The 26,207-nt window shown below is 75.3% G+C and carries 16 protein-coding genes; 13 read left to right on the top strand and 3 right to left on the bottom strand.

What is annotated here, in order from left to right:
• Positions 1-10 precede the first annotated feature (10 nt).
• The 4 genes from JNW98_RS18290 to JNW98_RS18275 all read left to right on the top strand — a co-directional run bounded on the left by JNW98_RS18290 (position 11) and on the right by JNW98_RS18275 (position 5,131).
• Entirely contained in the window at positions 11-775 is a 765-nt protein-coding gene (locus JNW98_RS18290) for a thioesterase II family protein (protein WP_223769323.1), read from the top strand.
• A complete protein-coding gene (locus JNW98_RS18285) occupies positions 765-2,375 on the top strand; it encodes a condensation domain-containing protein (protein ID WP_223769322.1) in 1,611 nt (536 codons plus the stop codon). Before JNW98_RS18290 ends, JNW98_RS18285 begins: the two co-directional genes overlap by 11 nt.
• Positions 2,368-3,627 (top strand): ATP-grasp domain-containing protein, encoded by a 1,260-nt coding sequence (locus JNW98_RS18280; protein ID WP_223769321.1) that lies wholly within the window; start codon positions 2,368-2,370, stop codon positions 3,625-3,627. Before JNW98_RS18285 ends, JNW98_RS18280 begins: the two co-directional genes overlap by 8 nt.
• A 103-nt stretch (positions 3,628-3,730) precedes the next feature.
• Positions 3,731-5,131: an NAD(P)/FAD-dependent oxidoreductase gene (locus JNW98_RS18275; protein WP_223769320.1), complete on the top strand. Its 1,401-nt coding sequence runs from the start codon at positions 3,731-3,733 to the stop codon at positions 5,129-5,131.
• 22 nt (positions 5,132-5,153) lie between these two features.
• On the opposite strand, the gene JNW98_RS18270 is transcribed toward JNW98_RS18275, so the two are convergent.
• The gene (locus JNW98_RS18270; RefSeq protein ID WP_223769319.1) at positions 5,154-6,296 is read right to left on the bottom strand and encodes a questin oxidase family protein; all 1,143 of its coding nucleotides are present in this window, start codon (positions 6,294-6,296) and stop codon (positions 5,154-5,156) included.
• Between the two features lie 55 nt (positions 6,297-6,351).
• On the opposite strand from JNW98_RS18270, the gene JNW98_RS18265 reads away from it, so the two are divergent.
• From JNW98_RS18265 to JNW98_RS18225, 9 genes are all read left to right on the top strand, one after another.
• Positions 6,352-6,849: a MarR family winged helix-turn-helix transcriptional regulator gene (locus tag JNW98_RS18265; RefSeq protein WP_223769318.1), complete on the top strand. Its 498-nt coding sequence runs from the start codon at positions 6,352-6,354 to the stop codon at positions 6,847-6,849.
• 271 nt (positions 6,850-7,120) lie between these two features.
• A complete protein-coding gene (locus JNW98_RS18260) occupies positions 7,121-8,380 on the top strand; it encodes an MFS transporter (protein WP_223769317.1) in 1,260 nt (419 codons plus the stop codon).
• A 67-nt stretch (positions 8,381-8,447) separates the two neighbouring features.
• A complete protein-coding gene (locus tag JNW98_RS18255; protein ID WP_223769316.1) occupies positions 8,448-9,749 on the top strand; it encodes an amino acid adenylation domain-containing protein in 1,302 nt (433 codons plus the stop codon).
• Between the two features lie 142 nt (positions 9,750-9,891).
• Complete coding sequence (locus JNW98_RS18250) at positions 9,892-12,999, top strand: non-ribosomal peptide synthetase (RefSeq protein ID WP_223769315.1); 3,108 nt, start codon at positions 9,892-9,894, stop codon at positions 12,997-12,999.
• A complete protein-coding gene (locus JNW98_RS18245; protein WP_223769314.1) occupies positions 12,996-14,153 on the top strand; it encodes an acyl-CoA dehydrogenase family protein in 1,158 nt (385 codons plus the stop codon). The genes JNW98_RS18250 and JNW98_RS18245 overlap by 4 nt, the downstream gene beginning before the upstream one ends.
• A gap of 53 nt (positions 14,154-14,206) precedes the next feature.
• Complete coding sequence (locus JNW98_RS18240; protein ID WP_223769313.1) at positions 14,207-18,433, top strand: amino acid adenylation domain-containing protein; 4,227 nt, start codon at positions 14,207-14,209, stop codon at positions 18,431-18,433.
• Positions 18,430-21,027, top strand: coding sequence for a condensation domain-containing protein (locus tag JNW98_RS18235; protein ID WP_223769312.1), 2,598 nt, complete (start codon positions 18,430-18,432; stop codon positions 21,025-21,027). The genes JNW98_RS18240 and JNW98_RS18235 overlap by 4 nt, the downstream gene beginning before the upstream one ends.
• Before the next feature lie 391 nt (positions 21,028-21,418).
• Positions 21,419-22,825, top strand: a complete 1,407-nt coding sequence (locus JNW98_RS18230; RefSeq protein ID WP_223769311.1) for a family 2B encapsulin nanocompartment shell protein — start codon at positions 21,419-21,421, stop codon at positions 22,823-22,825.
• Positions 22,826-23,019: 194 nt separating this feature from the next.
• A complete protein-coding gene (locus JNW98_RS18225) occupies positions 23,020-25,227 on the top strand; it encodes a terpene synthase family protein (RefSeq protein WP_223769310.1) in 2,208 nt (735 codons plus the stop codon).
• 51 nt (positions 25,228-25,278) lie between these two features.
• On the opposite strand, the gene JNW98_RS18220 is transcribed toward JNW98_RS18225, so the two are convergent.
• Both JNW98_RS18220 and JNW98_RS18215 read right to left on the bottom strand, forming a co-directional pair.
• Positions 25,279-25,515: a metallothionein gene (locus tag JNW98_RS18220; RefSeq protein WP_223769309.1), complete on the bottom strand. Its 237-nt coding sequence runs from the start codon at positions 25,513-25,515 to the stop codon at positions 25,279-25,281.
• Positions 25,516-25,630: 115 nt separating this feature from the next.
• Positions 25,631-26,207: hypothetical protein (locus tag JNW98_RS18215; RefSeq protein ID WP_223769308.1), on the bottom strand; the 577-nt coding region annotated here is incomplete at its 5' end.

The following is a 26,207-nucleotide window of genomic DNA, read 5'->3' as shown; positions in this document are numbered from 1 at the left end:
GACACTGCCGATGAAGACCGCCCATCCCCTCCTGCCCTTCTGGGACGACCGACTCCCGGACGCCCGGGCCACCATGTTCTGCCTCCCGCACGCGGGAGGGGGTGCCTCGGCCTACCGGGAGTGGGTCAGGGCCTCCCCCACCCTCGACGTCCAGCCCGTCCAGCTGCCGGGACGCGAGCAGCTGATCGGCAGGCCCGGGATCGACCGGATGCCCGAACTCGCCTCCCTGGTGGGGGAGATGATCGCCGACATGGCTCCCCGGCCCTTCGTCCTCTTCGGACACAGCATGGGCGGTGCGATCGCGGCCGAGGTGACCGCCTGGCTCGAGCACGGCGGGTACCCGCCGCCCGCGCTGCTGGTCGTCTCGGCGCGGCCGCCGGTGAACCAGGCACGGCCCGAGCCCGGGGAGTCCGAGGACGAGTGGCTCGTACGGCGCGTCTTGGCCATGGGCGGAACCCCGGCCGGGCTGCTGGAGGACCCCGAGATGCGTGAGCTCTTCCTCGGGGCGATCCGCACCGACATGCGGCTGCTGCGGGACTACGCGCCGGCGTTCGGCCGCCTGTCCGTACCGCTGCTCGCCCTGGGCGGCACGGAGGACGACGTGACCGAATCCCGGCTGGCCGCCTGGCAGGACCACTTCACCGCGCCGATCCGCGTCCGCATGTTCTCCGGCGGCCACTTCTACCTGCGACAGCACCGCGAGGACGTCCTGGCGGCCGTGCAGGACTCCCTCACCGAATCCCTGGCAGGAAGGAAGACGGTTCATGGAACCTGAGCCGACGACCCACGCACTCCTCGCGATCTTCCAAGAGGAGATCGGCTCCGACCTGATCGGACCGGACGACGACTTCTACGCGGTCGGCGGGGACTCCCTCACCGCCGTGCGGGTGGTCACGCGGGCCACGGAGCAGGGCATGCCGCTGCGCCTGATCGACCTGCTGATGAACCCGTCGGTCCACGAACTCGCGGAGCACGTCCGCGCCGCGGCCACGGGCGGCGGGGACCCGGAGGAGGCGGGCGGACCCGGTACCCACTCCGAGAGCGGCCTGGTGGCCCCCGAGGACCGGGCGGCCATGCCCGCCGGGGTGCGGGACGCGCTGCCCGCCTCGGCACTCCAGACGGGATTGATCTTCCAGTGCGAGATGGCCGAGGACCCGGGTCTCTACCACGACCTGATGGGCCTGCGGGTGACGGCGCCCTACCGTGAGGACCTCTTCCGTTCGGCGCTGCGCGAGCTGATGGCTCGCCACCCCGCCCTGCGCAGCTCCTTCGACCTGGGCAGCTACTCGGAGTCGATGCAGTTGTTCTGGGGCGACGTCACGGAGCCGCTGGAGGCCGAACGGGTGGGGACGGCCGCGGAGGCCGACGTGGCCGTGTCCGCCTGGCGGGACGCACAGCTGTCCACCACCCTGGACTGGGAGCGTGCGCCGCTCTTCCGCTGCCATGTGGCCGCGGGGCCGGGTGACACGTTCCGGCTGACGGTCGCGATCCATCACGCGATCATGGACGGCTGGAGTTTCGCCACCGTCCTCGTGGACCTGCTCACCCTGTACGACGCCCTGCTGACGGGCACCGGCCACGGACTGCCGGAGCCGCCCGCGGCCGCGGCCACCGAGTTCGTCCGGCTGGAGCGGGCCGTCGTCGACTCCCCCGAGGCCGCCGCGTTCTGGCGCGCCCAGTGCGACGTGCCGCCGCTGCTGGACCGGGAGCGGTACGGCCGGCCGGCCGACGCGTCCGGGCGGCGCGCCGCGGCGCTGCCGCAGGGCCTGTTCGCGGACCTGCGCGCACGGGCGGCCGAGGCGCGGGTCCCGCTGAAGAGCCTGCTGCTGGCGGTGCACTGCCGGGCCCTGGGCCGGATCGCGGGGCGCACGACCGATGTGGTCACCGGGGTGGTGGTCAACGGGCGGCCCGAGATGCCGGACGCCGACCGGGTCGTCGGACTCTTCCTCAACACCGTTCCGTTGCGCCTGCCCTCCGTCTCCGGAACCTGGGCCGGACTGGCCCGGACGCTGTGGGAGACGGAGATGGCCTCCACGCCCCACCGCCGTCATCCGCTGGCCCTGATCGAGGAGGACCTGGGGCGACGCTCGTTCGACGCGGCCTTCAACTTCACCGACTTCCACGTCTACCGCCGGCTGTCCGCACTCGGGTCGCTCTCCGCCGACGGGTGGTGGGACCGGGACAAGGCGAGCCACCCGCTGTCCTGCGACTTCACCCTGGACTACCCGGGCTTCGGCAGCGGACTGCTCGTCTCCTTCGACCCTGCCCTGGTGACCGAGGAACGGGTGGACGAGTACGTCGCCCTGGCCGTCGGCGGCCTGCGCGACGCGGCCCGGGACGTGCACTCCGCCGGGACGGAGCCCCTCGATGGGTGAACCGGCACCGCTCGCGGTGGCGTACGACGAGGGCGCCGTCTCCCCGGCGGAGATCGCGGTGGGCGTGGCGGGACTGGCCCCGGTGGCCTTCGTCCTGCCCCACTCACCGCACGTGCGCAAGCTGCGGCCGGTCCTGTCCCGGCTGGGCCGGGTGGTCCAGCTGACGGGACGCCCGGAACGGGATGCCGTACTCCTCCGGCGGCTCGCCCCGGCGGGGGTGCTCACCTTCTCCGAGAGCCTGCTGCGGGTCACGGCCGGTCTCGCCCGGACCCTCGGTCTGCCCCACCACACGCCGGAGGTGGCCGAGGTCCTCACCGACAAGTACCGGCAGCGGGAGCGGCTGGCCGCCGCCGGAGTCGACACGGTGCGGTGCCGCCCGGTCCCGGACGTCGCCGCCTGGGAGGCGGCGCTGTCGGCCGTCGGACTGCCCGCGGTGGTGAAGCCGGTGCACGGTCAGGGCAGCCGGGGGACCTTCGCCGTCCACGACCGGGCGGACGCGGACCGCGTGCGGTCACGGCTCTTCGACGGCCCCGAGGACACGTGGGTGGTGGAGGAACTCCTCCGGGGGCGGCCGAGCGGTCCCTTCGGCGACTACGTGTCCGTCGAGACGGCGACCGGCCCGGACGGGACGGAGGTGCTCGCGGTGACCGGCAAACACCCGCTGACCCCGCCCTTCCGGGAGACCGGACAGTTCTGGCCCGCCGCGCTGCCGCACGAGGACCGCGAGGCGGTGTCCGACCTGGCGGTGCGAGCGGTCACCGCGCTCGGTGTGACCACCGGCGTCTGCCACACGGAGGTCAAGCTGACTCCCGGCGGCCCCCGGATCATCGAGGTCAACGGCCGTCTGGGCGGTCACCTCAACGAACTGTCCCGCCGCGCCTGCGGAGTGGACCTCGTCCGGGTTGCCGCGCTGCTGGCCCTCGGCGCTCCCCCTCCGCCCGCTCCGGCACCGCCCGGCCGGGTGTACTTCCAGTTCAACGGCCTGGCCCCGGTCCGTCCCGGCCGCCTGCGTGCGCTGACCGGCGGCGACGAGATCCGGCGCCTGGAGGGCATCACCGGCCATCGGCCCTACGTCCGCCCCGGCGACGACCTCCCCGGTGGTGTGGGCAGCGTCTTCATGGACCTCCTCACCGGCGACGCGCCCGACCATCCGGCCATGGTCGAGCTCCTCGACCGCGCCTTGCCCCTCCTCCGCTACGAGTTCACCGACGGCGCCACCACCTGGGTCGAATCCCCGCGGCGGGCATGCTGACCCGGTGCCGCGGGATCCGCCAGGTGTCACCGCCCACCCCCGGAACGGGTTCCGTTCCCCCGCAGCAGCACTGAATCGCCGCACAGCGAGCACACGTCAGACCATGACGACGCATACGACCACTACGGAGGCGGCCCGGAGCGCCGGGCGGCCGCGGATTCTGATCGTCGGGGGCGGGTTCGCCGGTGTGGAGTGCGCGCGGCGGCTGGAGCGGCGGCTCAGGCCCGACGAGGCGCTGATCACGCTGGTCACCCCGTTCGACTACCAGCTCTACCTGCCCCTGCTGCCGCAGGTGGCCTCGGGGGTGCTCACCCCGCAGTCGGTGGCGGTGTCGCTGCGCCGCGGGCTGCGCCGGACGCGGGTGCTGCCGGGCGGGGCCGTCGGGGTGGACCCGGAGGCCAAGGTGTGCGTCGTACGGAAGATCACCGACGAGGTGGTCAACGAGCCGTACGACGTCCTCGTGCTGACGCCCGGCAGCATCACGCGCACGTTCGACATCCCCGGCCTCACCGAACACGCCCGGGGCATGAAGACCCTGGCCGAGGCGGCCTACCTGCGCGATCACGTCATCGCGCAGCTGGACCTGGCCGACGCCGCCACCGACCCCGCCGAGCGCGAGGCGCGGCTGCGCTTCGTCGTGGTGGGCGGCGGGTATGCCGGGACGGAGACGGCGGCGTGCCTGCAGCGGATCACCACGGCGGCCTGCCGGCGCTACCCGCGGCTGGACCCTCGGGACGTCCACTGGCACATCCTGGACGTGGCGCCCAAGCTGATGCCGGAACTCGGCGACCGGCTGGGCGCCGAGGCGGCGCGTACGCTGCGGCGGCGCGGCATCGAGGTCTCGCTGGGCACCTCGGTGGCCAAGGCCGGGCGGGAGCGGGTGACGCTGACGGACGGCCGGGAGCTGCCGTGCCGGACGCTGATCTGGACGGCGGGGGTGGCCGCCAGCCCGCTGGTCGGCACGCTGGGCGCCGAGACCGTCAAGGGCCGGCTGGCCGTCACCGACCGGATGACCGTGCCGGGTCTCGACGGCGTCTTCGCCCTCGGCGACGCCGCGGCCGTCCCGGACCGCGCCAAGGGCGACGGTGCCGTCTGCCCGCCCACGGCCCAGCACGCCCAGCGCCAGGGGAAGGTGGCGGCCGACAACGTCGTGGCGCGGCTGCGGGGCGAGCCGTTGCGCCCGTACGTCCACAAGGACCTGGGCCTGGTCGTGGACCTCGGCGGCAAGGACGCGGTGTCCAAGCCGCTCGGAGTGCAGCTGACGGGGCTTCCGGCGCAGGCCGTGGCGCGCGGCTACCACCTGCTCGCGCTGCGCACCAACGTCGCCAAGGTCCGGACCGCCACCAACTGGCTGCTCAACGCGGCCGCCGGCGACGACTACGTCCGCACCGGCTTCCAGAGCCGGCGCCCCGCCACCCTCCGGGACTTCGAGTACACGGACGCGTACCTCACGCCCGAGGAGATCCGTTCCCATACCCGTACGCCGTCCGACGCACCGGGCTGAGGCGCCGAGGCGCCGAGGCCGGTCAGGCGTCGCCGAGCCGTACGTGGGTGACGCCGCCGCCGGCGTCCAGCCGGGGGATGCGCCGCTGGGCGACGGCCGCGGCGGCGAGGTAGCGGAGGTCGGGCCGCAGGGCGTACTCGCGCAGGCACGCCTCGGTGAGCTTGATGACGTGTTCGTCGCCGTGTTCGGCGGCCCGGGCGGCCAGTTCGCCGGTCGGCGGCAGTTCCGGCACCTCCTCCCGCCACGCCGCCGTGCCCTCGCCGCGCCGGTCGACGGTCATCGCCAGCAGGAAGGCGGACTGCACCTGCCAGAGCCGGGCCGCCGTCGGCCCGTGCAGCGCGTGCGGCAGGTGGGGCAGGACGAGGCGGACGGCGGCGGGGGCGGTGACGCCGTGCACGAGCGGCACCGGATACACCTCGGGGTGGCCGAGGTAGACGTCGGCGAACTGGCAGGTCATCTCGGTGAGCAGGTGCGCCGCCTCCTCCGGGGCCAGCCACTCCAGCGCGTCCCCGTAGGCCGGGAGCCCGCCGAGGCGCGTGAACCGGCCGGCGACGGTCCGGGCGTCGAGCGGATGGTCCTCCGCCGTTCGTGGCAGGGCCGCGACGGCGGCGGGGACGGTGTGCGTCCCGCCGAGGCGCGGGGTGCCGGGGAGTTCGGTGTAGCGGCCGGCCCAGTAGGCGAGCCCGCGGGCGAGTTCGCGGTGCTGGTACGGGGTCGGGCGGTCGCCCGTCGCGGACAGGCCGCGCACGGCGTGGGCGGTGCGGATCAGGCCGTGGGTCAGGCCGGCGAACAGCCCGGGGAGCAGCCGGGGCCACCACCGGGCGAGGACGTCCCGCCAGGGCGCCTCGGCCAGTTCGCGGACGAAGAGCCCCTCCCAGTCGCCGGCCCGGTCGAAGGCGCCGAGCGCGGGGCGCCAGGAGCTCTCGTCGGCGGCGTCGAGCGGGAAGCGCTCGGACGGGGGTTCGTGATGCTCCATCACCCGCCGGTAGCGGACGACCCAGCGGGCCACCTCGTCCTCGTGGCCGAGCAGTGCGAGCGCCTCCGCTCCCATCGGCCCGTGGTTGGCGAGGTCGACGCCCTTGCCTCGTTCGTAGCCGAGGTCGTCGAGGCGTTCGAGGGCGTCGTTGACGGCGTCGTGATAGGTGACCGGTGACACGTGGGACACCAACCCTTCGGAGTTCCGAATAGTTTGTGAATCCGAACCGTTTACACTCGACAGTATGCAGCAAGCGGAACCACCCCCACACCCGGCCCCCGTCCACGGCCGTTCCGACGACACGCTCGTGGTCGGCCTCGTCCCGCTCCTGGAGCCCTACTTCCGCACGGGCGCGGTGCGCGACCTCATGCCGGCGCCGCTGCGGGACGCCATGGACACGCACGGACTGACGGCTCGTCACGGTGCCGTGCTCCCGCAGCTGCTGGCCGCCGGACCGCTGAGCGTCGGCGAGATCGCCAAGCGGCTGCACGTCTCGCTGCCCACGGCGAGCGAACTCGTCGGCGGGCTGCACCGGGCGGGCGTCGTGGAGCGCGCCGAGGACCCGGCCAACCGCCGCCGCGTCCTGGTGTCGCTGGCCGAGGCGTACCGGGAGCCGCTGGAGACCTTCGTGGTCCGGCGCGGCGGGCCGCTGCTGCGCGCCCTGGCGACGCTCGGACCGGCGGAACGCGCGGGGTTCGTGGCCGGGCTCACGGCATGGGTGCACGAGGTGCAGAGCACCTGAGACGGCGCCGGGCCGCCCGCCGCGACACCGAATTCCGGACATCCGCGCGACCCGTCCCTTTTCGGACCGCTCCCGGCCGCTCCCGCTGACGATCACGCAGCGCACCAGGCGTCACGTCATGTGTCGTTCAGCTGACGGACCGAAGTCGTTCACGCACCCCACCTCGATCGGCCTGTCATCACTGTCCGCAATCCGAACACAACTGACCGGAAATAGCCGCAGTTTTTGACTGAACCCGTCGACGTAGCCAAATCTCTGTCAAATGTTGTCAATGACGTCCGAGAGCGGCGGCGGCCTGTTACGCGGCAGGGGCTTCCGGGACTTCCGGCTGCTGCTGTCCGGCGCGGCGGCGGGTCAGCTGGGCGCGCAGGTGACCCTGGTGGCCCTGCCGCTGGTCGCCGTCGTGGAGCTCGACGCCTCGCCGCTGCAGACCGGGTTCCTGACCGCCGCCGAGACCGCCGCGTTCCTGCTGGTGGGTCTGCCGGCGGGGGCCTGGGTGGACCGGATGCGCCGGCTCCCGGTGCTGATCCGCGCGGACGTCCTCCGTGCCCTGGCCATGGCGGCGCTGCCCCTGGCCGCCTGGGCCGGGGTCCTGACGATGACCCAGCTCTACGTGGTCGCCCTGGTCACCGGCGTCGCCACGGTCTTCTTCGACATCGCGCACCAGAGCTACCTGCCGTCCCTCCTCCCCCGCGAGAAGCTGGTGGCGGGCAACGGCGCCCTGGAGACCGTCCGTTCCTCCGCCCAGATGGCGGGCCCGGGGGTGGGCGGCGTCCTCGTGCAGGTCGCCGGAGCGCCCCTCGCCCTGCTGGCCAACGCCCTGGGCTACCTCGTCTCCGCCCTCTGCCTGCGCGGCATCCGTACCCCCGAGCCCCCGCCCGCCCCCTCCGGCGGCGAGCCGCTGCGGGCCCAGATCGCCGAAGGGCTCGCCTTCGTCTTCCGCAATCCCGCGCTGCGCATGATCGCCTGCTCGACGGCGGTCGCCAACTTCTTCGCCGCCATGCTGACGGCCGTGCAGACGGTGTTCCTGGTCCGGGTGCTCGACCTGCCCGCGAGTGCCGTCGGACTGATGCTGTCGGCGGCGGCCGTCGGCGGTCTCGGCGGGGCGCTGTGCGCGGACGTCCTCGGCCGGGCCGTCGGCAGAGCCCGCGTCATCTGGCTCGCCCCGCTCGTCACCGGGCCGTTCGCCCTGCTCTGGCCGCTGGCCGGGCGCGGCGCCGCGGCGGCCTGGTTCGCCGTCGGCGAGGCGGTGGTCTTCTTCGGCGCCGTGGTCTACAACGTCGCCCAGGTCAGCTTCCGCCAACTGCTCTGCCCCGACGCGCTGCTGGGCCGCATGAACGCCACCCTCCGCTTCGTCGTGTGGGGCATGATGCCCTTCGGCGCCCTGGTCGGCGGGGCCGTCGCCGGGGCGTACGGCGCCCGGGCCGCCGTCTGGCTGTGCGCCGCGGGCTTCCTGCTGGTGCCGCTGCCCCTGCTGCTCTCGCCCCTGCGGCGGCAGCGCGACCTGCCGGCCGTGCCCGTCGCGGGCTGAGGCCCTCCCTTCCCTGCTCCCCTGTCCTTCGAACCGCCGCGCCGCTCCCGGCGCGCGGGAGGTCACCGTGCAGTCCCCCAGCATCACCTCCTCCTACCTCGACCGCTACCGGCGGCTCACCGGCTCCGAGGGCGCCGCCGCCCCGCTGCCCGTCACCGGGGCCCAGCGGAGGTTCCTCCTCGCCCGCCGGCTGGACCCGGCCGGGCGGCCCGCGCTCGTCCCGCTGTTCTTCGCCTTCCCCGCCGGGTCCGTCGACGTCGCACGGCTGGAGGCGGCGGCCGGCCATCTGGCCGCCCTGCACCCGGCGTTGCGGGTCCGCCCGGAGGTGAGCCGGGGCGTGCCCGTGCAGCGGCTCGGCGCGCCCGTGGGGTGGGTCCGGGAGGTCCCGGTCCCGCCGGGGGCGACGGCGGCGGAGGTGCTGCCGCGGGCCCTGGCCGACTGGCCGGCCGACGGGCCGCCGCTGCGGTTCTTCCTCGCCACCGGCGCCACCGAGCCCACCGGAGGCACCGAGCCCACCGGAGACACCGAGGACGTCCTCGCCCTCGTCCTCGACCACGCCGTCTGCGACGAGCAGTCGCTCGGCGGCATCACCGACGGCCTCACCCGCGCCTACGCCGAGGGCCTCGGCCCCCACGACATACCGGAAGCACGGACGACGGCGGGCGCCGCCGCCTACCGCGAGGCCGTCGAGCTCCAACTCTCCGCCGAGGAGCGCGCGTCCGCCCCGGCGGCCCGCGCCTACTGGGCCCGCCGGCTGTCCGGCCTCCGCCCGCCGCCCCCGCCACGGGACCGCCCCGGAGCGGACGGCACCGGGAGCACCCGGCTGCGGCTGCCGCTGCCGGCCGGCGACGGCCGGGCGGCGGCCTTCCCCACCGCGCTCGACGCCTGCGCCCGCGCCGCCCGCACGCTGTACGGCGCGGAGCACGTCCCGGCCCTCGGCTACCCGTGGGGCGGCAGACCGGCCGCCGCCGAGCCGGTGCTGGGCTGCTTCCTCAACACCGTCGCCCACCCGGCCGACGCCGAGGGCCCGGAGGCCCGCACCGCCGCCTGGTGGGACGACCTGGACCACGCCGACGCGCCCTTCGACGAGGTGGTGCACGCCGTCCGCGGCGCCGGCGCCCCCTGGTCCGGGCGGTTCGACGGGCTGCTCACCTTCGAGGACCTCGGCCGCCGGCCGCCGCTGCGGCTCGGCGGCGCGACCGGGCGCGAGACGCACCTCGACGACCGGCCGCTCCAGGCGCCGTTCGCGGTGTCCGTCTCGTACGGCGACGACCTGCTCGTCCGCATGGCGTGGCGGCGTTCGGACGTCGACGACGACCGGGCCGAGGACGCTTTCGCGGCCCTCGTCTCCGTCCTCGCCACCGCCTGACCCACCACTCCCCCACCACCGGCGCGGCGCGCCCGGCCCACCGGCCGGCCGCCGCCCCCGGCGCGTCCCCGCCCACCCGGCGGGACCGCGCCGGCACCTCTCGAATCCGCCTCATCCCCCACCCCTACGGAAAGGCACCACCGTGTTCGCGCTCTCCACCTCGCAGGAGATCGTGTGGCTGCACGAGCAGATGCTCCCCGGCAGCCGCGCCTACAACTTCACCGCCACCCTCGACCTGAACGGCGACCTCGACGAGGACGCCCTGCGGGCCGGCCTCGCCGCCGTCCTCGACCGGCACCCCGGACTCCGGCTGGAGCTCGTGGAGACGTCGGAGGGCCTGCCCGGGCAGCGGATCCGCGAGAGCTGTCCGCCACGCCTGAGGACCGTCGACCTGAGCGGTGAGGACGATCCGGAGGCCGCGTTCGCGCGGCTGCTGCGCACCGAGGCGGAGACGCCGCTGGACGTCCACGAGGCGCCGCTGCTCCGCTGGACGCTGGCCCGGCTGGGCGACGGCCGCCACCGGCTCGTCCACGTCGAGCACCACCTCGTCCACGACGGGCACTCGTTCGCGATCCTGCTCCGCGACCTGTTCACCGTCTACCGGGCGCACGTGACGGGCGAGCCCGTCGTCCTGCCGGAGGCCCCCTCGTACGCCGAGTACGTCGCGGCGACCACCGGGCCGGACCGGGACGAGCGGCGGGCGGCCGGGCTGGCGCACTGGCGACGCGAGCTGGACGGCGCCACCTTCGACCTGCCGCTGCCCGGCCTGACCCGGCCGGGCGCCCGGCGCCGGCACGCGGGCGCGCAGCTGCGGCAGACGGTCGAGCCCGAACTGGCCGAGCGGCTGCGGGAGCACAGCAGGTCCCAGGGCCACACCCCGTTCTCCACGCTGCTGGCCCTCTTCGCGGAGCTGCTGCGGCGGCACGCCGGGCGGACGGACCTGGTGGTCGGCACGGCGGTCGGCAACCGTCCGGCGGGTTTCGAGGAGACCGTCGGCATGTTCGTGAACACCATCCCGCTGCGGCTGCGCCTCGACCCGGAGGCGGGCGCCGACGCCCTGGTGGACGACGTCACCGACGGGCTGATCCGGGCACTGCCGCACCAGGACGTGCCGGTGCAGGTGCTCACGCGCGAGCTGGGCCTGCACACCTCGGGCGCGGACAACCCGCTGTTCGACGTGATGTTCAGCGCGCACGACGCGGTCCTGCCGGAGACCGAGGTGCCGGGTCTCGACATCTCCCTCTTCGAGGGCTTCAACACCGGCACGACCCGCTTCGACCTCGACCTGGTGCTGATCCCGGACGACCGGCGCATGGTCGGCCCGCGGTCGGGGGCCGGCGGGATGACGCTGGTGTGGGACTACGACCGGGACCTGTTCGGCGAGGAGACGGCCCGGCTGCTCTCCGAGCGGTTCCTGCGGCTGGTCCGCGCCTACCTGGACGCGCCGTCGGCGCCGGCCGCCGCGCTCGACCCGGAGCCGGTGCCCGCCGTGGCCCAGGAACCGGCGAGCGACGTCGACGACGTCCTGGACCCGCTCGCCCGGCACGGCGCCGGCCGCGTCGCCCTGCTGAGCGGCGCCCGCAAGCTCACCTACGGCGAACTCCACAGCATGGTGGACGAGTTGGCGGGCCGCCTGGCGGCGGCCGGGGTGCGGCGCGGGCAGCCGGTGGCGGCGGTCCTGCCGCGCGGCGCGCACAGCGTGGTGGCGCTCCTGGCCTGCCTCCGCATGGGCGCGGTGTACTGCCCCCTCTCCCCCAACGACCCGGCGGACCGGCTGGAGACGCTGCTGCGCCGGCTGCGCCCGGCGCTGGTGCTGACCGACCGGGAGAGCGCCCTGTCGCTCCCCGCCGAGGGGCTGCCGCTCGCCCTGCTGGACGGCCCGGACTTCCCGGCCGCCGAGCCGGCCGAGCCGCTGGCGGACGCGGCGTACGTCATCCACACCTCGGGCTCCACGGGCCTGCCGAAGGCCGTCGTGGTCGGCCGGGCCGCGCTGGCGCACCACGCGCGGGTGGCGGCGGAGCGGTACGCGCTGTCGCCGGAGGACCGGGTGCTGGTGTTCGCCCAGCCGTCGTTCGACGTGGCGCTGGAGGAGGTGCTGCCGTCGCTGCTGGCCGGCTGCTGCCTGGTGCTCCCGCAGCGCGAGGTCCCGACGGCGGCGGAGCTGGTTGCCGTCCTCGCCTCGCGGCGGGTGACGGTCGCGAACCTGCCGACGAGCTACCTCCTCGCCACGCGCGCCGAGTTGACGGAGGCGCTGCGCGACGGCATGTGGGCGCCGCGGCTGCTGGTGGCGGGCGGCGAGCGGCTGCCGGCGGCGGCGCTGCGCGAGGTACTGGAGGCGACGGACGCGACGGTGCTCAACGCGTACGGCGTGACCGAGGCGACGATCACGTCCACCGTGCACGAGGTTGTCCGCGAGGGCTTCGACGAGGCGGCGGAGGTGCCGCTGGGCGCCGCGCTGCCGGGCGTCGGGGTGCACGTGCTGGGCGCGGGGTTGCGTCCGCTGCCCGCGGGGGCGGTCGGCCAGCTGGCCGTGTCCGGCGCCTGCCTGGCGGAAGGCTATCTGGGCAACAAGGAGGCCACGGAGGCCCGGTTCACGCACGTGCCCGCCCTGGGCGGCGAGCGCGTCTACCTGACCGGTGACCTGGGCTTCACCGGCGCGGACGGGCTGGTGCGGTTCCTCGGCCGGCACGACAACCAGATCAAGCTGCGCGGCTACCGCATCGAGCTGGAGGAGATCGAGGCCGCGGCCTCGGCCGAGCTCGGCGGCCGGTCCTGCGCGGTGGCGCTGGGCCGTTCGGCGGCCGGCCCCTGCCTCGTCGGCTTCCTCGACGGCGGCGCCGAGCCGGACCAGGTGGCGCTGCACCGGGCGCTGTCCGGCCGGCTGCCGGCCGCGCTGGTCCCGTCCCGCTGGATCCGGCTGGAGTCGATGCCGCTGCTGTCCGGCGGCAAGCCGGACCGGACGGCGCTCTCCCGGATCGCCGAGACCGCCGAGGAGGCGGCCCCGGAGGCGCCGGAGACCGCGGCCGACCCGGCCGTCGAACTGCTCGCCGAGGGCTGGCGGGAGGTGCTGGGCCACGACCGGTTCACCCCGGCGTCCCACTTCTTCCAGGTGGGCGGCCACTCGCTGCTCGCGGCGCAGCTCGCCGCGTGGCTGGAGCCGCGGCTCGGCGGACGCCCGCCGCTGCGCGTCCTGTTCCAGAACCCCGTCCTGTCCGAGCAGGCCCACGCGGTCGCGGAGGCGGTCCGATGAGCACCTCCCCGTCGTCGGTCCTGGAGGCCGACCACCGCGAGATCGTCGACTCGTTCACGTCGTTCGTCCGCCGCGAGCTGGTGCCGCTGGCCGCCGAGCTGCCGGAGAGCGGCGACCTGCCCCCGGCCGAGATGCGGGCGTACGTGCGGCGGCGGTCGGCGAAGCTGGGCTTCTACGCCGCCGACCACCCGGAGGAACTGGGCGGCTCCGGCATGCCGTTCACCGCCGTCGTGCAGCTGCACCACGCGGCGGGGAGCAGCGGCTGCCCGCTGGCGCCGTACGCGCTGGCGGGCTCGGACGGGCCCAGTCCGCTGCTGCGGCAGGGCACGCCCGAGCAGATCGAGCGGTACCTCAAACCGCTGGTGCGCGGCGAGGCGACGCGCTGCCTGGCGCTCACCGAGCCCAACGCCGGGTCCGACGCCTTCCGGCTGACCAGCACCGCCGGCCGGCGGGACGACGGCGGCTGGGTGCTGTCCGGCCGCAAGACGTTCGTCAGCAACGCCGGGCACGCGGACTTCGCGATCGTCGTGGCCCAGGCGGAGGCGGGCGCGACGGCGTTCATCGTCCCGATGGACCACCCGCGGCTTCGCATCGGCCAGTGCTACGCCGGCATGTCCGGCGAGGAGCTGTACGAACTGATCCTGGACGACGTGGAGTTGCCGGCCGACGCGGTCGTCGGCGGCGAGCCGGGGATCGGCGCGGCGCTGGGCCACGGCATCGACAGCCTGTCCCGCGGCCGGCTCGTGGTGGCCGCGATGTGCAACGGCATCGCCGAGTACGCGCTGCGGACCGGCGTCGAGTACGCCCGCGAGCGGCGGGCGTTCGGCGAGCGCATCGGCGCGTACCAGCACGTCCAGGAGCACCTGGTGACCAGCCGGGCGGAGGTCGAGGCGGCCAAGCTGCTGACGCTGGCCTGCGCCCGGCTGGTGGACGACGGGACCGAGGCCCCGGAGAACGCGGCGCTGGCCAAGCTCACCGCCTCCGAGACGGCCGTGCGCGTGGTGGACCGCGCGCTGCGGGTGCACGGGGCGACGGGCTGGGTGCGCGGGCATCCGCTGGAGTTCCTGTACCGGTACGTCCGGATGATGACGATCATCGAGGGGACCTCGGAGATCCAGAAGGTGATCGTCGCCCGGGCCATGGGGCTGGGCTGACCGTTGGCCGCCCACCGAACCTCGCGTCCCTCTTCGTCTCGATCGAGGACATCATGACCACTGCATCTGTCGCGTACGGCGCCGAGCGCGCCGAGCGCGGGCCGGACGACGTCCTGGCCCGCTTCGCGGACCGGGTCCTGCGCGATCCGTCCGCCCCCGCCGTCGAGGACGGCGACCTGACCTGGACCTACGCCGAACTGGACGCCCTGGCCGACCAGACCGCCGACGCGCTGCGCGACCGGGTGCGGCCGGGCGACCTGGTCGGGGTCTGCCTGGACCGCTCCGCGGCCCTGGTCGCGACGGCCGTCGCGCTGGCCCGGCTCGGCGCCGTCTACCTGCCGCTGGGGCCGCGCCCCGGCGAGCGGCGGCTGGCGGCCGTCGCGGACGTGCTCCGGGTGACCTGCCTCATCGGCTCCGCCGACGCGCTGCCGGGCGCCGCCCTGGCGTCCGGCACGCTGCCGCTGCCGCTCCCGGCCGCCGGCGCCAACGTCACCGGGGAGGCCGTCGCGGCGTTCCCCGCCACCCCCGCGGGGACCCGGCGCGGCGCGCCGGAGGGCACCCTGTACGCCGTCCTCACCTCCGGCACCACGGGCGTGCCGAAGGCCGTGGCGGTGAGCTCCGCGGCGCTGGCCGCCCGGCTGGACTGGTACACGGGCCGGACGGGCTGCGGCCCGGGCGACCGGCACAACCTGCTGATCGGCGTGGCCTTCGACCCGCACCTGATGGAGCTGTGGGCGGGCCTGACGTCCGGGGCCGCGCTAAGCGTCGCGCCGGACGAGGTCCGCTGGGACCCGCAGGCGCTGACGGACTGGTGGCGCCGCGCCGGCGTGACGGTGGCGATCCTGCCCACCCCGCTGGCCGAACTCGTCCTCGAACGCCCCTGGCCGCGCGACCTGCCGCTGCGTCACCTGAGCACCGGCGGCGACCGGCTGCGCCGCGTCCCGGGCCCTGACGTGACCGCGCGCGTGGACAACAACTACGGCCCGGCCGAGGCGACCGTCCTGGTGACGGCCCACGCCCTGAACGGCGCCGACGCGTCCGTCCCGCCGCCCATCGGCACGCCGCTGCCGGGCGTCGTCGCCTGCGTGACCGACGCCGACGGGCGGCTGGTGCCGCACGGCGAGCCGGGCGAGCTGCGGGTCGGCGGCGACGGCCTGGCCATCGGCTACCTGGACCCCGAGCTGACCGCGCGGCGCTTCGTACCGCCGCCGGCCGGGGTGACGGGCACCGACCGGGTGTACCGCACCGGTGACCGGGTGCGGATGCGGCCGGACGGGGTGCTGGAGTTCCTCGGTCGGCTGGACGCCCAGCTGAAGGTGCGCGGCGTGCGTATCGAACCGGCCGAGGTCGAGGCGGCGTTCGAGCGGGACCCGCGCGTGCTGCGCACGGTCGTCGCGGCGGACACCGCCGCCGGGGGCGGGGTCCGGCTCGTCGCCTTCGTCCGGCCGGCGCCCGGCGCGGCCTCGCCCTCCGCGGACGAGCTGCTGGCCGCGGTACGCGGCTGGCTGCCGGAGCAGGCGGTGCCGGCGGCGGTGCGGTTCGTGGACGCCTTCCCGGTGGACGTGAACGGCAAGGTGGACCGCGAGGCACTGCTCGCCGGGCGGCGGGAGGGGGCCGCGGCTCCTCAGGCGCCGTCGCCCACCGAGGCTGCCGGGGCACCGTCGCCCGCCCAGGTTCCTCAGGCGCCGTCCCCGACCGAGGACCTGGTCGTCGGCCTGTGCCGCGAGCTGCTGGGCCGCCCCGGCCTGGCGGCGGACGCCAACTTCCTCGCCTCGGGCGGCGATTCGCTCTCCGCGGCGCGCCTGCTGACCGCCCTGGAGGAGCACTGCGGCATCCGGCTCCGGGCACCGGAGGTCCTGCGCCAGCCCGACCTGCGGGCACTGGCGGCGCTGCTCGACGCGCGGCGGGGGCCGGTGGCCGCACCGTCGGCGTCGGTCGCGGAACCGGCGGCGGACCGCCCGGGTGAGACGACGGACCGCACGACCGAGGACCTGGTCGTCGGCCTGTGCCGGGAGCTGCTGGGCCGCCCGGACCTCGGGGCGGACGCCAACTTCCTCAAGTCGGGCGGTGATTCGCTCTCAGCCGCGCGCCTGCTGACGGCCCTGGAGGAGCACTGCGGCGTCCGGCTACGGGCACCGGAGGTCCTGCGCCAGCCCGATCTGCGGACGCTGGCGGCGCTGCTGGACGCGCGGCAGGGGCCGGCGACATCGTCGACGCAGGCGACCGCATCGGCGGGAGCGTCATCCACGCAGGCGGCGGCTCCGGCACAGGCCACATCGCCGGCGCGAGCCGCGTCGTCGGCCGCAGGGCCGGCGGTGAACCACCCGGGCGCGACGCCGGACCACACGGCTCGGGCGACGGGCCACCCGGCCGCGACCACGGCCCACCCGGCGGAGGCGGCGAGCCGCCCGACCGGAGCCACGAACCACCCGGATGAGGCCGCAGGCCGCCCGAGCGGCGTCCTCGGCCGCGTACTGGCGCACGCCGGCACCACGCCGTCCGCCCTCGCCGTGCGGGACGGCGACGACACCCTCACGTACGCCGATCTGACCGACGCCGCCCGCCGCCTCGCGGGCGTGCTGCGCGCACGCGGCGTCGGCCGGGGCGACGCGGTCGGCGTCCTGCTGCCGCACTCGACCGGCGTCGCGGTGACCCAGCTCGCCGTCTGGTGGGCCGGCGGCCACTACGTGCCGCTGGACGCGGCGTACCCGCGCGCCCGGATCGCCGCCATGCTGGCGGACGCCGGCGTGATCCTCACGGTGGGTCGCAAGGACCTGCTGGAGGCAGCCGGGGTGCCGGCGGACCGGGCGCTGGCCGTCTCGACGGGCGGTGCGGCCGACGAGGGCGCGCCGCTCGGGGAGCGGGAGCTGCCGGAGCCGTGCGCGTACGACGCGGACGCCGTGGCGTACACCATGTTCACCTCCGGGTCGACCGGCCGCCCCAAGGCCGTCGCGATCCCGCACCGGGCCGTGGCGGGCCTGGTGACGGAGCCGGAGTTCCTGACGGTGACCCCGCGCGACCGGGTCCTCTTCCACTCGCCGCTCGCCTTCGACGCCTCGCCGTTCGAGCTGTGGACGGCGCTGGCCAACGGCGCCGCCGCCGTGGTGTCCACGGCGGACCGGGAGTCGCTGGACGGCCTGGCCCGGGACGTGGAGCGGCTGGGCGCGACGGTGGCCCTGTTCACCACGGCGCTCTTCCACCACCTCGCGGCCCGCGGCTCGGCCGTCTTCGGCGTGCTGCGGAGCGTGATCGTCGGCGGGGAGGCACTGTCCGGCCGGCTCGCGCACGCCGTGCTGCGCCGCCATCCCTGGCTGGAGCTGGTCAACGGCTACGGGCCCACCGAGGCCACCAGCTTCGCCACCGCCCACCGGGTGCTCCCGGCGGACGGCGAGGAGCCGCCGCCCATCGGCCGGCCCATCGCCGGGGCGACGGCACACGTCCGGGACGAGCACGGCGCGCCGGTGCCCGTCGGGGTCCGGGGCGAGCTGTGGATCGGCGGCTCCCGGCTGGCCCTGGGCTACCTGGGACAGCCGGAGCGCACCGCGGAGGCGTTCGTCGAGGACCCGGCCGACCCCGGGCACGGCCGGCTCTACCGGACCGGCGACCTGGTCTCGGCCCGCCCCGACGGCACGCTGGACTTCCACGGGCGGCTGGACGACCAGGTGAAGGTGCGCGGTTACCGCATCGAGCCGGGCGAGATCGAGCACGCGCTGCGGTCGCACGCCGGGGTGGCGGACGCCGCGGTGACGGTCCTGCGGCCGGACGCGTCCGACGGCGGGAGCACGGTGGACGCGCGGCTCGCCGCCTTCGTCGTCCCCGCCGACGGCGGACGGCCGTCGCCCGCGGCGCTCCGCGAGCACCTGGCCGGGCTGCTGCCCGCCCACATGGTGCCCTCGGCCTGGTCGCTGACGGACCGGCTGCCGGTGACGGCCAACGGGAAGGTCGACCGGGCCGCGCTCGCCGGCCTCCCCCTGTCCGGTCCGGACGCGGCGGACGCGTCGGCCCGCGAACTGACGCCGCTCCAGCAGGCGGTGGCGGCGGCCTGGGCGCGTGCCCTGGACCGCGAGGTCACCGACCCGGACGCCGACTTCCTGGCGCTGGGCGGCCACTCGCTGCTCGCGCTGGGCGTCGTGGACGACCTCCGCGAGGACCTGGGGGTGGAGCTGTCGCTGGCCGCGTTCTTCGCCTCCCCCACGGTGGCGGGCCAGGCCGAGCTGGTGGAACGGGAACTGGCCGCCGCCTTCGGCCCGGACGAGGACGAGACGGAGGCCGGCCGATGACCGCCGCCCAGGACGTGGCGCGGCAGGAGGAGCTGCTGCGCAGGGCCCGCCGCCGCGCCGCCGGCGCCCGTACCGCCCCTGCCCCCGCGCGGGAGGACGCCGGCCCGGCGCCCCTCTCGCACGCTCAGCACCGCATGTGGCTGATGGAACGGCTGGGGCACACCGGCCCGCTGTACAACGTGCCCTTCGCCACCCGCGTCCGCGGCCCCTTCGACCGGGAGGCGTTCGGCCGGGCGCTGGACTGGCTGGTGCGCCGGCACGAGGTGCTGCGCACCCGCTACCGGCAGGCCGACGGCGAGCCGTACCAGGAGGTGCTGCCGCCCGCGCCGGTGCCGCTGCCGGTGGTGGAGGCCGCCGCCGACGCGGCCGGCCCGCTGCTGCGGGCGGAGGCCGAGCGCCCCTTCGACCTGGCCGAGGGCCCGGTCCTGCGGGCGCTGCTGCTCCGGCACGGACCGGAGGACCACACCGTTCTCCTGACGCTGCATCACATCGCGGTGGACGGCGGCGGATTGGAGATCGTCGCGCGGGAGCTCGGCGACCGGTACCGGGCGGTCGTGGAGGGCCGCCCGGACGGTCCCGAGGACCCGGCGCCGCGCTACACCGACTTCGCCCGCCGAGAGCGGTCCGCGCCGGAGGACGAAGAGGGGACCGCGTACTGGACCCGGCGACTGGCGGGGGCCCGTCCGCCCGCGCTGCCCGGCCCGGCGGACGGCGGCTCGCGCGGCTCCCGGGGCGAGGGCCACCTCATCACCGCCCTCCTCCCCGCCGGCACCGTCGAGGGGCTGCGCGAGGCCGGGCGCGCGCACCGGGCCACGCTGTTCACGGTGGTCCTCGCGGCGGCCTTCGGCGCCCTGCTGGAGGCCACCGGCCGGGAGGACCTGGTCGTCGGCTGCGCGAGCGGCCACCGCGACCGGGCCGCCGACCGGAACCTCGTCGGCCTCTGCGTCAACACCCTCCCCGTCCGCCCCGACCTGACCGGCACGGAGGACTTCACCGCGCTGCTGGACCGCGTACGGGACGAGCTGCTGCGGGCGCAGCGGTACCGGCACGTGCCGTTCGACGCGATCGTGCGCCGGCTGGACCCGTCCGCCCGGGACACGGACGGCGGCGCCCTGGTCGGCGTCACGGCGGACGTCGTGTCCGGCCCGGTCGGCCTGCGCCTGCCGGACGCGGAGTGCGTCCCGGTCGACGTCCCGCTGGGCACGGCCAAGTTCGGCCTCGGCTTCTTCCTGGAGGAGGCGACGGAGGAGCGTCCCGCCCGGTGCGTGGTGCAGTACGACGCCGGGCGGCTGGCCGGCGGGGCCGCGCGGGGCCTGCTGGACGGCTTCGCGGCGCTGCTGACGGGTGTGGCCGCGGCCGGGAACGCCGCGCTGCGCCGTCCGGCCGGCCCGCGGGCCGCGGAGGAGGCTCCGGCCCGGCCGTCGGAGCACCTCCCCGGACCGACGCCCGAGGTGGAGGCAGTCTTCACGGACCTGCTCGGCCAACGCCCGGGCCCGGACGGCGACTTCTTCCTCCTCGGCGGCCACTCGCTGCTCGCGGTCCGGGTCGCCGAGCGGCTGCGGGAACGCTTCCGCGCGCCGCTCACCGGCCTCGACGTGCTGGAGCACCGCACGCCGCGGGCGCTCGCCGCGCTGCTCGACGAGCGGACGGCCCGGCGCGAGGCGGCCCGCCCGGCCGCCGGGCGGCCTACGGCCACCCGGGCCGGTTCGGTCCTGGTCACCGGCGGTACGGGCGGCGTGGGCGCGTTCGTGCTGCGCGAACTCGCCGCGCGCGGGCGCCCGGTGCGGGCGCTCGTCCGGCCGGAGTCGGCGCACCTGGTGCCCGACGGTCCCGACGTCGAGATCGCCGAGGGCGACCTGACCGACCAGGACAGCCTGCGGGCCGCCGCGCGCGGCGTGGACGCGGTCATCCACTCCGCCTGCACGTTCACCTCACCCGAGGTGGACGTGGCGGCGATGCGGGCGCTCCTCGACGGCCGGCGGCCGGGGCCGTTCGTCTTCGTCAGCAGCGTCGACGCGTACGGCTCACCGTCGGTGGCCGACGTCGCGGAGGGCGCGCCCTCCGAGGAGCCGCTGAGCGCGTACGGGCAGGGCAAGCTCGACTGCGAGCGCCTGCTACTGGAGGCCGCGGGCCCCGGGGGCGGGGCGAGCGTGGTGCGGGCACCCATCGTCTGGGGTGATCACCCGCGGCTGCGCGACCAGTTGCGCTGGGGCGCGACCGGCGACCTCTACCAGGCGGCCCGGGCGGGCGGCCCGGTCGTCCTGCCGGCGGCCGGCGCCGTCCCCGCCTCGGGTGATTCCTGGGCGGGCGCGCCGTGGATCCACGCGGCGGCTCTGGCTCGGGTGTTGACGCACTGTGTGGAGCGGCCGGTCGACGGGGTCGTCAACGCTATCGGTGGGCACGTCGCGTGGTCCGACTTCGCCCAGGAGCTCGTCCGGCTCCTGGGCACCTCGGGCCCCGTCGTTCCCGCGGACACTTCAGCCCCCGGGCTCCGTCATCGGCACCGCTACCGGGCGGAGGCGCTCGCCGAGTTGCTCGTGCCGCGGGCGGGAGAGGGGTGGCGGGAGGTGCTTGGCGCGATGCTGCGGGGCTGACGCGGGAGGGTTGCCCCGGTCCCGCCCCTTCGCCGATTCCTGGGGGCAAGCCCCCAGACCCCCTGAAACCGCGCTTCGCGCGGTTGTCCTCAAACGCCGGACGGGCTGGATTGGGCCTGAGCGCCCACTTTCAGCCGGTCCGGCGTTTGAGGACGAGCGGCGGAGCCGCGAACAGGGGGTCTGGGGCACAGCCCCAGGAAACGGCGAAGGGGAGGGACCGGGGCACCCCCAACTCCCCACCACCGACCACGCACCGTAACCTTCGAACACCCCACTCGAAACCCCCACCGTAATCTCACTCACTTGTGTGAGGATACGACCACGCTCCGCGTTGGTAAGTCTTCCCGAGGTACACCGATGCCACTGCCAAGCAACCCGGGAAGGCACGCACATGTCCGTAGGCGAAGAGATCCGCACCGAACAAGACCGTCCGCAGCAGAGCCTCGGAACGGCCGCGGCGCGGAATCTGGCCACGACCACCAAGTCCGAGCCGCAGATGCAGGAGATCACCTCCCGCTGGCTCTTGAAGATGCTGCCGTGGACGCAGGTACAGGGCGGTACCTACCGGGTGAACCGACGACTCACGTTCACGGTCGGCGACGGCCGCGTCACGTTCGTGAAGACCGGCGACCGCGTCGAGGTCATCCCGGCCGAACTCGCCGAACTGGCGGTGCTGCACGGGTTCGAGGACCAGGAGGTGCTCACCGAGCTCGCCCGCCGCTGCGAGCAGCGCGAGTACGGGGCGGGCGACATCCTGGCCACGAAGGGCGAGCCCGTCGACGGGGTGGTGCTGCTCGCGCACGGCCGCGTGGAGAAGGTCGGCGAGGGCCCGTACGGGGACGACGCGGTGCACGGCGTGCTCGCGGACGGCGCGCACTTCGGCGGCGACATGCTGCTCGCCTCGGACGCCACCTGGGAGTACACCGCCCGCGCCGCGACCGCCTGTACGGTCCTGGTGCTGCCGAAGCTCGCCTTCGACCAGGCGGTGGAGCGCTCGGAGTCGCTCCGCGGCCACGTCGAGCGGATGCGCGCGCTGCCGGCCCAGCGGACCAACAAGTACGGCGAGAAGGAGATCGAGCTCCGCGCCGGCCACCGCGGCGAGGCCGACATCCCGGGCACGTTCGTCGACTACGAGGAGCACCCGCGGGAGTACGAGCTGAGCGTGGCGCAGACCGTCCTGCGCATCCACACGCGCGTCGCCGACCTCTACAACCAGCCGATGAACCAGATGGAGCAGCAGCTCCGGCTCACGGTGGAGGCGCTCAAGGAGCGCCAGGAGCACGAGCTGATCAACAACCGGGAGTTCGGGCTCCTCAACAACTGCGAGTACGACCAGCGGCTCCAGCCGCACGACGGCGTCCCCAGCCCGGACGACCTGGACGAACTGCTCAGCCGCCGCCGGGGGTCGAAGCTGTTCCTGGCGCACCCGAAGGCCATCGCGGCGATCGGGCGCGAGTTCAACAAGCGCGGGCTGGTGCCGGAGACGATCGACATGGGCGGCCACCGCATCCCGACCTGGCGCGGGGTGCCGATCTTCCCGTGCAACAAGATCCCGGTCACCGAGGCGCGGACGACCTCGATCATCTGCATGCGTACCGGCGAGGCCGAGCAGGGCGTCATCGGCCTGCGGCAGGCCGGCATCCCGGACGAGATCGAGCCGAGCCTGTCGGTGCGGTTCATGGGCATCAACGAGCAGGCGGTCATGTCGTACCTGGTGACGGCGTACTACTCGGCGGCCGTGCTGGTGCCGGACGCGCTCGGGGTGCTGGAGAACGTCGAGATCGGCCGGTGGAGCTGACCGTCCGGGGCCCTGGGGAGGCGGCTCTCCCGGGCCGCTCCCCCGCCCGCCCGGGCGCCGCCCGGTGACGCACCGGTCCGCAAGTCCGAACACCGGTGCCGCAAGGCCGAGGAGTCGCCGACGGCCTCCCGGCCCGTCGGCATCAGGAACGCGCCGGCCGCCGCCACGACGCGGACCGGACGAGGAGTCTCGCAGTGACCCAGCCCTTCACCCTGCCCGCCTTCTACATGAACCACCCCGCCCGGCTGAACCCGCACCTGGAGGAGGCACGCGCCCACGCACGGGAGTGGGCCCGCGGCATGGGCATGCTGGAGGGGTCGGGCGTGTGGGACCAGGCGGACCTGGACGCGCACGACTACGCCCTGCTCTGCGCCTACACGCACCCCGACTGCGACGGCCCGGCGCTGTCGCTGGTCACCGACTGGTACGTGTGGGTGTTCTTCTTCGACGACCACTTCCTGGAGCTGTTCAAGCGGACGCAGGACCGCGAGGGCGGCCGCGCCTACCTGGACCGGCTCCCGGCGTTCATGCCCATGGACCCCGGCGCCGCCGTGCCGGAACCGACGCATCCGGTGGAGGCGGGTCTCGCGGACCTGTGGGCGCGCACGGTCCCGCACATGTCCGTCGGCTGGCGGGAGCGGTTCGCGGAGAGCACCAGGAACCTGCTCAACGAGTCGCTCTGGGAGCTGTCCAACATCAACGAGGGGAGGATCGCCAACCCGGTCGAGTACATCGAGATGCGCCGCAAGGTGGGCGGCGCGCCCTGGTCGGCGGGGCTGGTGGAGTACGCGGCCGGCGCCGAGGTGCCCGAGTCCGTGGCCGGTTCGCGCCCGATGCGGGTGCTGTCGGACACCTTCGCCGACGCGGTGCACCTGCGCAACGACATCTTCTCGTACCAGCGCGAGATCGAGGACGAGGGCGAGCTCTCCAACGGGATCCTGGTACTGGAGACCTTCCTCGGCTGCGGGACGCAGGAGGCCGCCGAGGCCGTCAACGACCTGCTGACGTCGCGGATGCAGCAGTTCGAGCACACCGTCGTCACCGAACTGCCGTCCCTCTTCGTGGAGAACGCGCTCGGCCCGGAGGACTGCCGTGCCGTGCTCGCCTACGCCAAGGGTCTCCAGGACTGGCAGTCCGGCGGCCACGAGTGGCACATGCGCTCCAGCCGTTACATGAACAAGGAGGTGCGCCAGGAGACGGGCCTGCTCCCCGGCCCCAGCGGGCCCGGCACGTCCGGCCTCGACCTCAGGCACCTGTTCGCGTCGGCGGCCGCACAGCGCCTCCGCGCCCACACCCACGTCCCCCACCAGCGGGTCGGCCCGTCCGAACTCCCGGACTTCGACGTGCCGTTCACCCTGCGGCTGAGCCCGCACCTGGACCGCGCCCGGCCGAACACCGTCGAGTGGGCCCGGGAGATGGGCATGCTCGCCCCGCAGCCCGGGATCCCGGCGTCGCACATCTGGGACGAGCGCAAGCTGTACGGGTACGACTTCCCGCTGTGCGCCGCCGGCCTCCACCCGGACGCCACGCCCGACGAGCTCGACCTGGCCTCACAGTGGCTGACCTGGGGCACCTACGGCGACGACTACTACCCCGTGGTCTACGGCCGGCCCCGCGATCTGGCCGGCGCCCGGCTGACCCACGCCCGGCTGCTCGCCCTGATGCCGCTCGACCTGACGGAGGCGCCGGCGGCCGTCCCCCTGTCCGCGCTGGAGCGCGGCCTCGTCGACCTGTGGGAGCGCACCGCCGGGCCGATGGACGCGGCGGGGCGGTCCCAACTGCGGGACGCCGTCGAGGTGATGTGCGAGAGCTGGCTGTGGGAGCTGCGGAACATGGCCGAGCACCGCGTCCCGGAGCCCGTCGACTACATCGAGATGCGCCGGGCGACCTTCGGCTCCGACCTGACCATCGCCCTCTGCCGGGTCGGGCACGGGCGCGCGGTGCCGGACGAGGTCTACCGCAGCGGCACGGTCCGCTCCCTGGAGAACGCGGCGATCGACTACGCGACGCTGCTCAACGACGTGTTCTCGTACCAGAAGGAGATCGAGTACGAGGGCGAGGTGCACAACGCCGTCCTGGTGGTGCAGACGTTCTTCGGCTGCGACCGGCACGCGGCGCTCCGCATCGTCGACGACCTGATGCGCGGCCGGATGAGCCAGTTCCGGCATGTGGCCGCGCACGAGCTGCCGGTGCTGTGCGAGGACGCCGGGCTGGGGTCGGAGGCGCGGGCGGCGCTGGAGGGGTATGTGAAGGAGCTGGAGAACTGGCTGTCGGGGATCCTCAACTGGCACCGGGGGTGCCGGAGGTACCGCCAGGAGGACCTGGAGCGGAACTTCCGGTTCCTGCCGGTGGCGGAGCCGTCCGCGTACCTGCCCGCCGTCCCCTGGGGGGCCGCACGCTGACCGGGGGCGGGGGCGGGGCGTCCGCACCGGCGCCCCGCCCCCGCCCGCGGTTCACACCCGGTCCACGATGCCCACCTTCCCGGCCTCCCGCGCGCAGTGGGCGCCGCAGTACCACTGCCCGCCGGCCTCCACGCCGTGTCCGATGACCCGGACGCGGCAGTGCTCGCAGATCGGGGCCATGTGGTAGATGGCGCAGGAGAAGGAGTCGAAGGCGTGCCGGGCGCCGTCCTGGGTCTCGACGTAGAACGCCATGTCGTAGTCGTTGCCGCAAACTTCGCATCGTGCCATGCGCCGCATGCTCCGGAGTGCGGCGGACGCTGGCAAGCGCCCGCCGGGCGCGTCGAACGGGCTGCACCCGCCCGGCGGATCGGCGGCCGCGTCCGGGCCGTGGACCGGCCGGGGCTCACAGCTCCAGCCGGTACCGGTACCACCGCCCGGTCCGCCGCAGGCCCGCCGCGGCCAGGGCCTCGGCGGTGACCGGATCGCCGTGCTCCTGGACCTCCAGCGCGGCGGCCCCCGGGTGGTCACGGCGCAGCCGGGCGACGAGTTCGCCGAGCAGGCCGGAGACGGCGGCGCCGTCGGCCACGGCGCCCCGGAAGACGACGTCGACCATTGCCTCGTTGCCGGCGATCACGGCCGTGACCTGGGCGGCCGTGCGGCCGGCGGCGGTGAGGAGGTCCAGGGTGAGGTGCGGGAGCGGCGGGAGGTCGCGCAGCACGGCGGCGGCCTCGCGCGGGGTGTACGGGCGTCCGGTGACCTCGGAGTAGAGGCGGGCGTGCTCGGCGAGCAGGCCGGCGGCGGCCGGGACGGTGACCTGGCGGACCGTCACCGGCGGGAGCCCGGCGGGCCGCCGCCAGTCGGCCAGGGGGGCGGCCGTCGTCCAGCGGCCGCCCGGTTCCTCGTACGCGGCGGCGCCCAGGTCCGCGGCGGCGCCGTCCCCGTCCGCGCCGGTCCACTCCAGGGCCGGGAGCCCGGCGGCG

The organism is Streptomyces huiliensis, from assembly GCF_020037025.1.
Lineage (GTDB): Bacteria > Actinomycetota > Actinomycetes > Streptomycetales > Streptomycetaceae > Streptomyces > Streptomyces huiliensis.
Note: the sequence above shows the minus strand (reverse complement) of the source record. Positions and strands in the feature narration are given on the sequence as shown.

What these genes read in the sequence shown, in the direction of transcription:
- JNW98_RS18290 (WP_223769323.1), top strand. Translation starts at nt 11, where the DNA reads ATGAAGACCGCCCATCCCCTCCTGCCCTTCTGGGACGACCGACTCCCG.
- JNW98_RS18285 (WP_223769322.1), top strand. Translation starts at nt 765, where the DNA reads ATGGAACCTGAGCCGACGACCCACGCACTCCTCGCGATCTTCCAAGAG.
- JNW98_RS18280 (WP_223769321.1), top strand. Translation starts at nt 2,368, where the DNA reads ATGGGTGAACCGGCACCGCTCGCGGTGGCGTACGACGAGGGCGCCGTC.
- JNW98_RS18275 (WP_223769320.1), top strand. Translation starts at nt 3,731, where the DNA reads ATGACGACGCATACGACCACTACGGAGGCGGCCCGGAGCGCCGGGCGG.
- JNW98_RS18265 (WP_223769318.1), top strand. Translation starts at nt 6,352, where the DNA reads ATGCAGCAAGCGGAACCACCCCCACACCCGGCCCCCGTCCACGGCCGT.
- JNW98_RS18260 (WP_223769317.1), top strand. Translation starts at nt 7,121, where the DNA reads ATGACGTCCGAGAGCGGCGGCGGCCTGTTACGCGGCAGGGGCTTCCGG.
- JNW98_RS18245 (WP_223769314.1), top strand. Translation starts at nt 12,996, where the DNA reads ATGAGCACCTCCCCGTCGTCGGTCCTGGAGGCCGACCACCGCGAGATC.
- JNW98_RS18240 (WP_223769313.1), top strand. Translation starts at nt 14,207, where the DNA reads ATGACCACTGCATCTGTCGCGTACGGCGCCGAGCGCGCCGAGCGCGGG.
- JNW98_RS18235 (WP_223769312.1), top strand. Translation starts at nt 18,430, where the DNA reads ATGACCGCCGCCCAGGACGTGGCGCGGCAGGAGGAGCTGCTGCGCAGG.
- JNW98_RS18230 (WP_223769311.1), top strand. Translation starts at nt 21,419, where the DNA reads ATGTCCGTAGGCGAAGAGATCCGCACCGAACAAGACCGTCCGCAGCAG.
- JNW98_RS18220 (WP_223769309.1), bottom strand. Translation starts at nt 25,515, where the DNA reads ATGGCACGATGCGAAGTTTGCGGCAACGACTACGACATGGCGTTCTAC.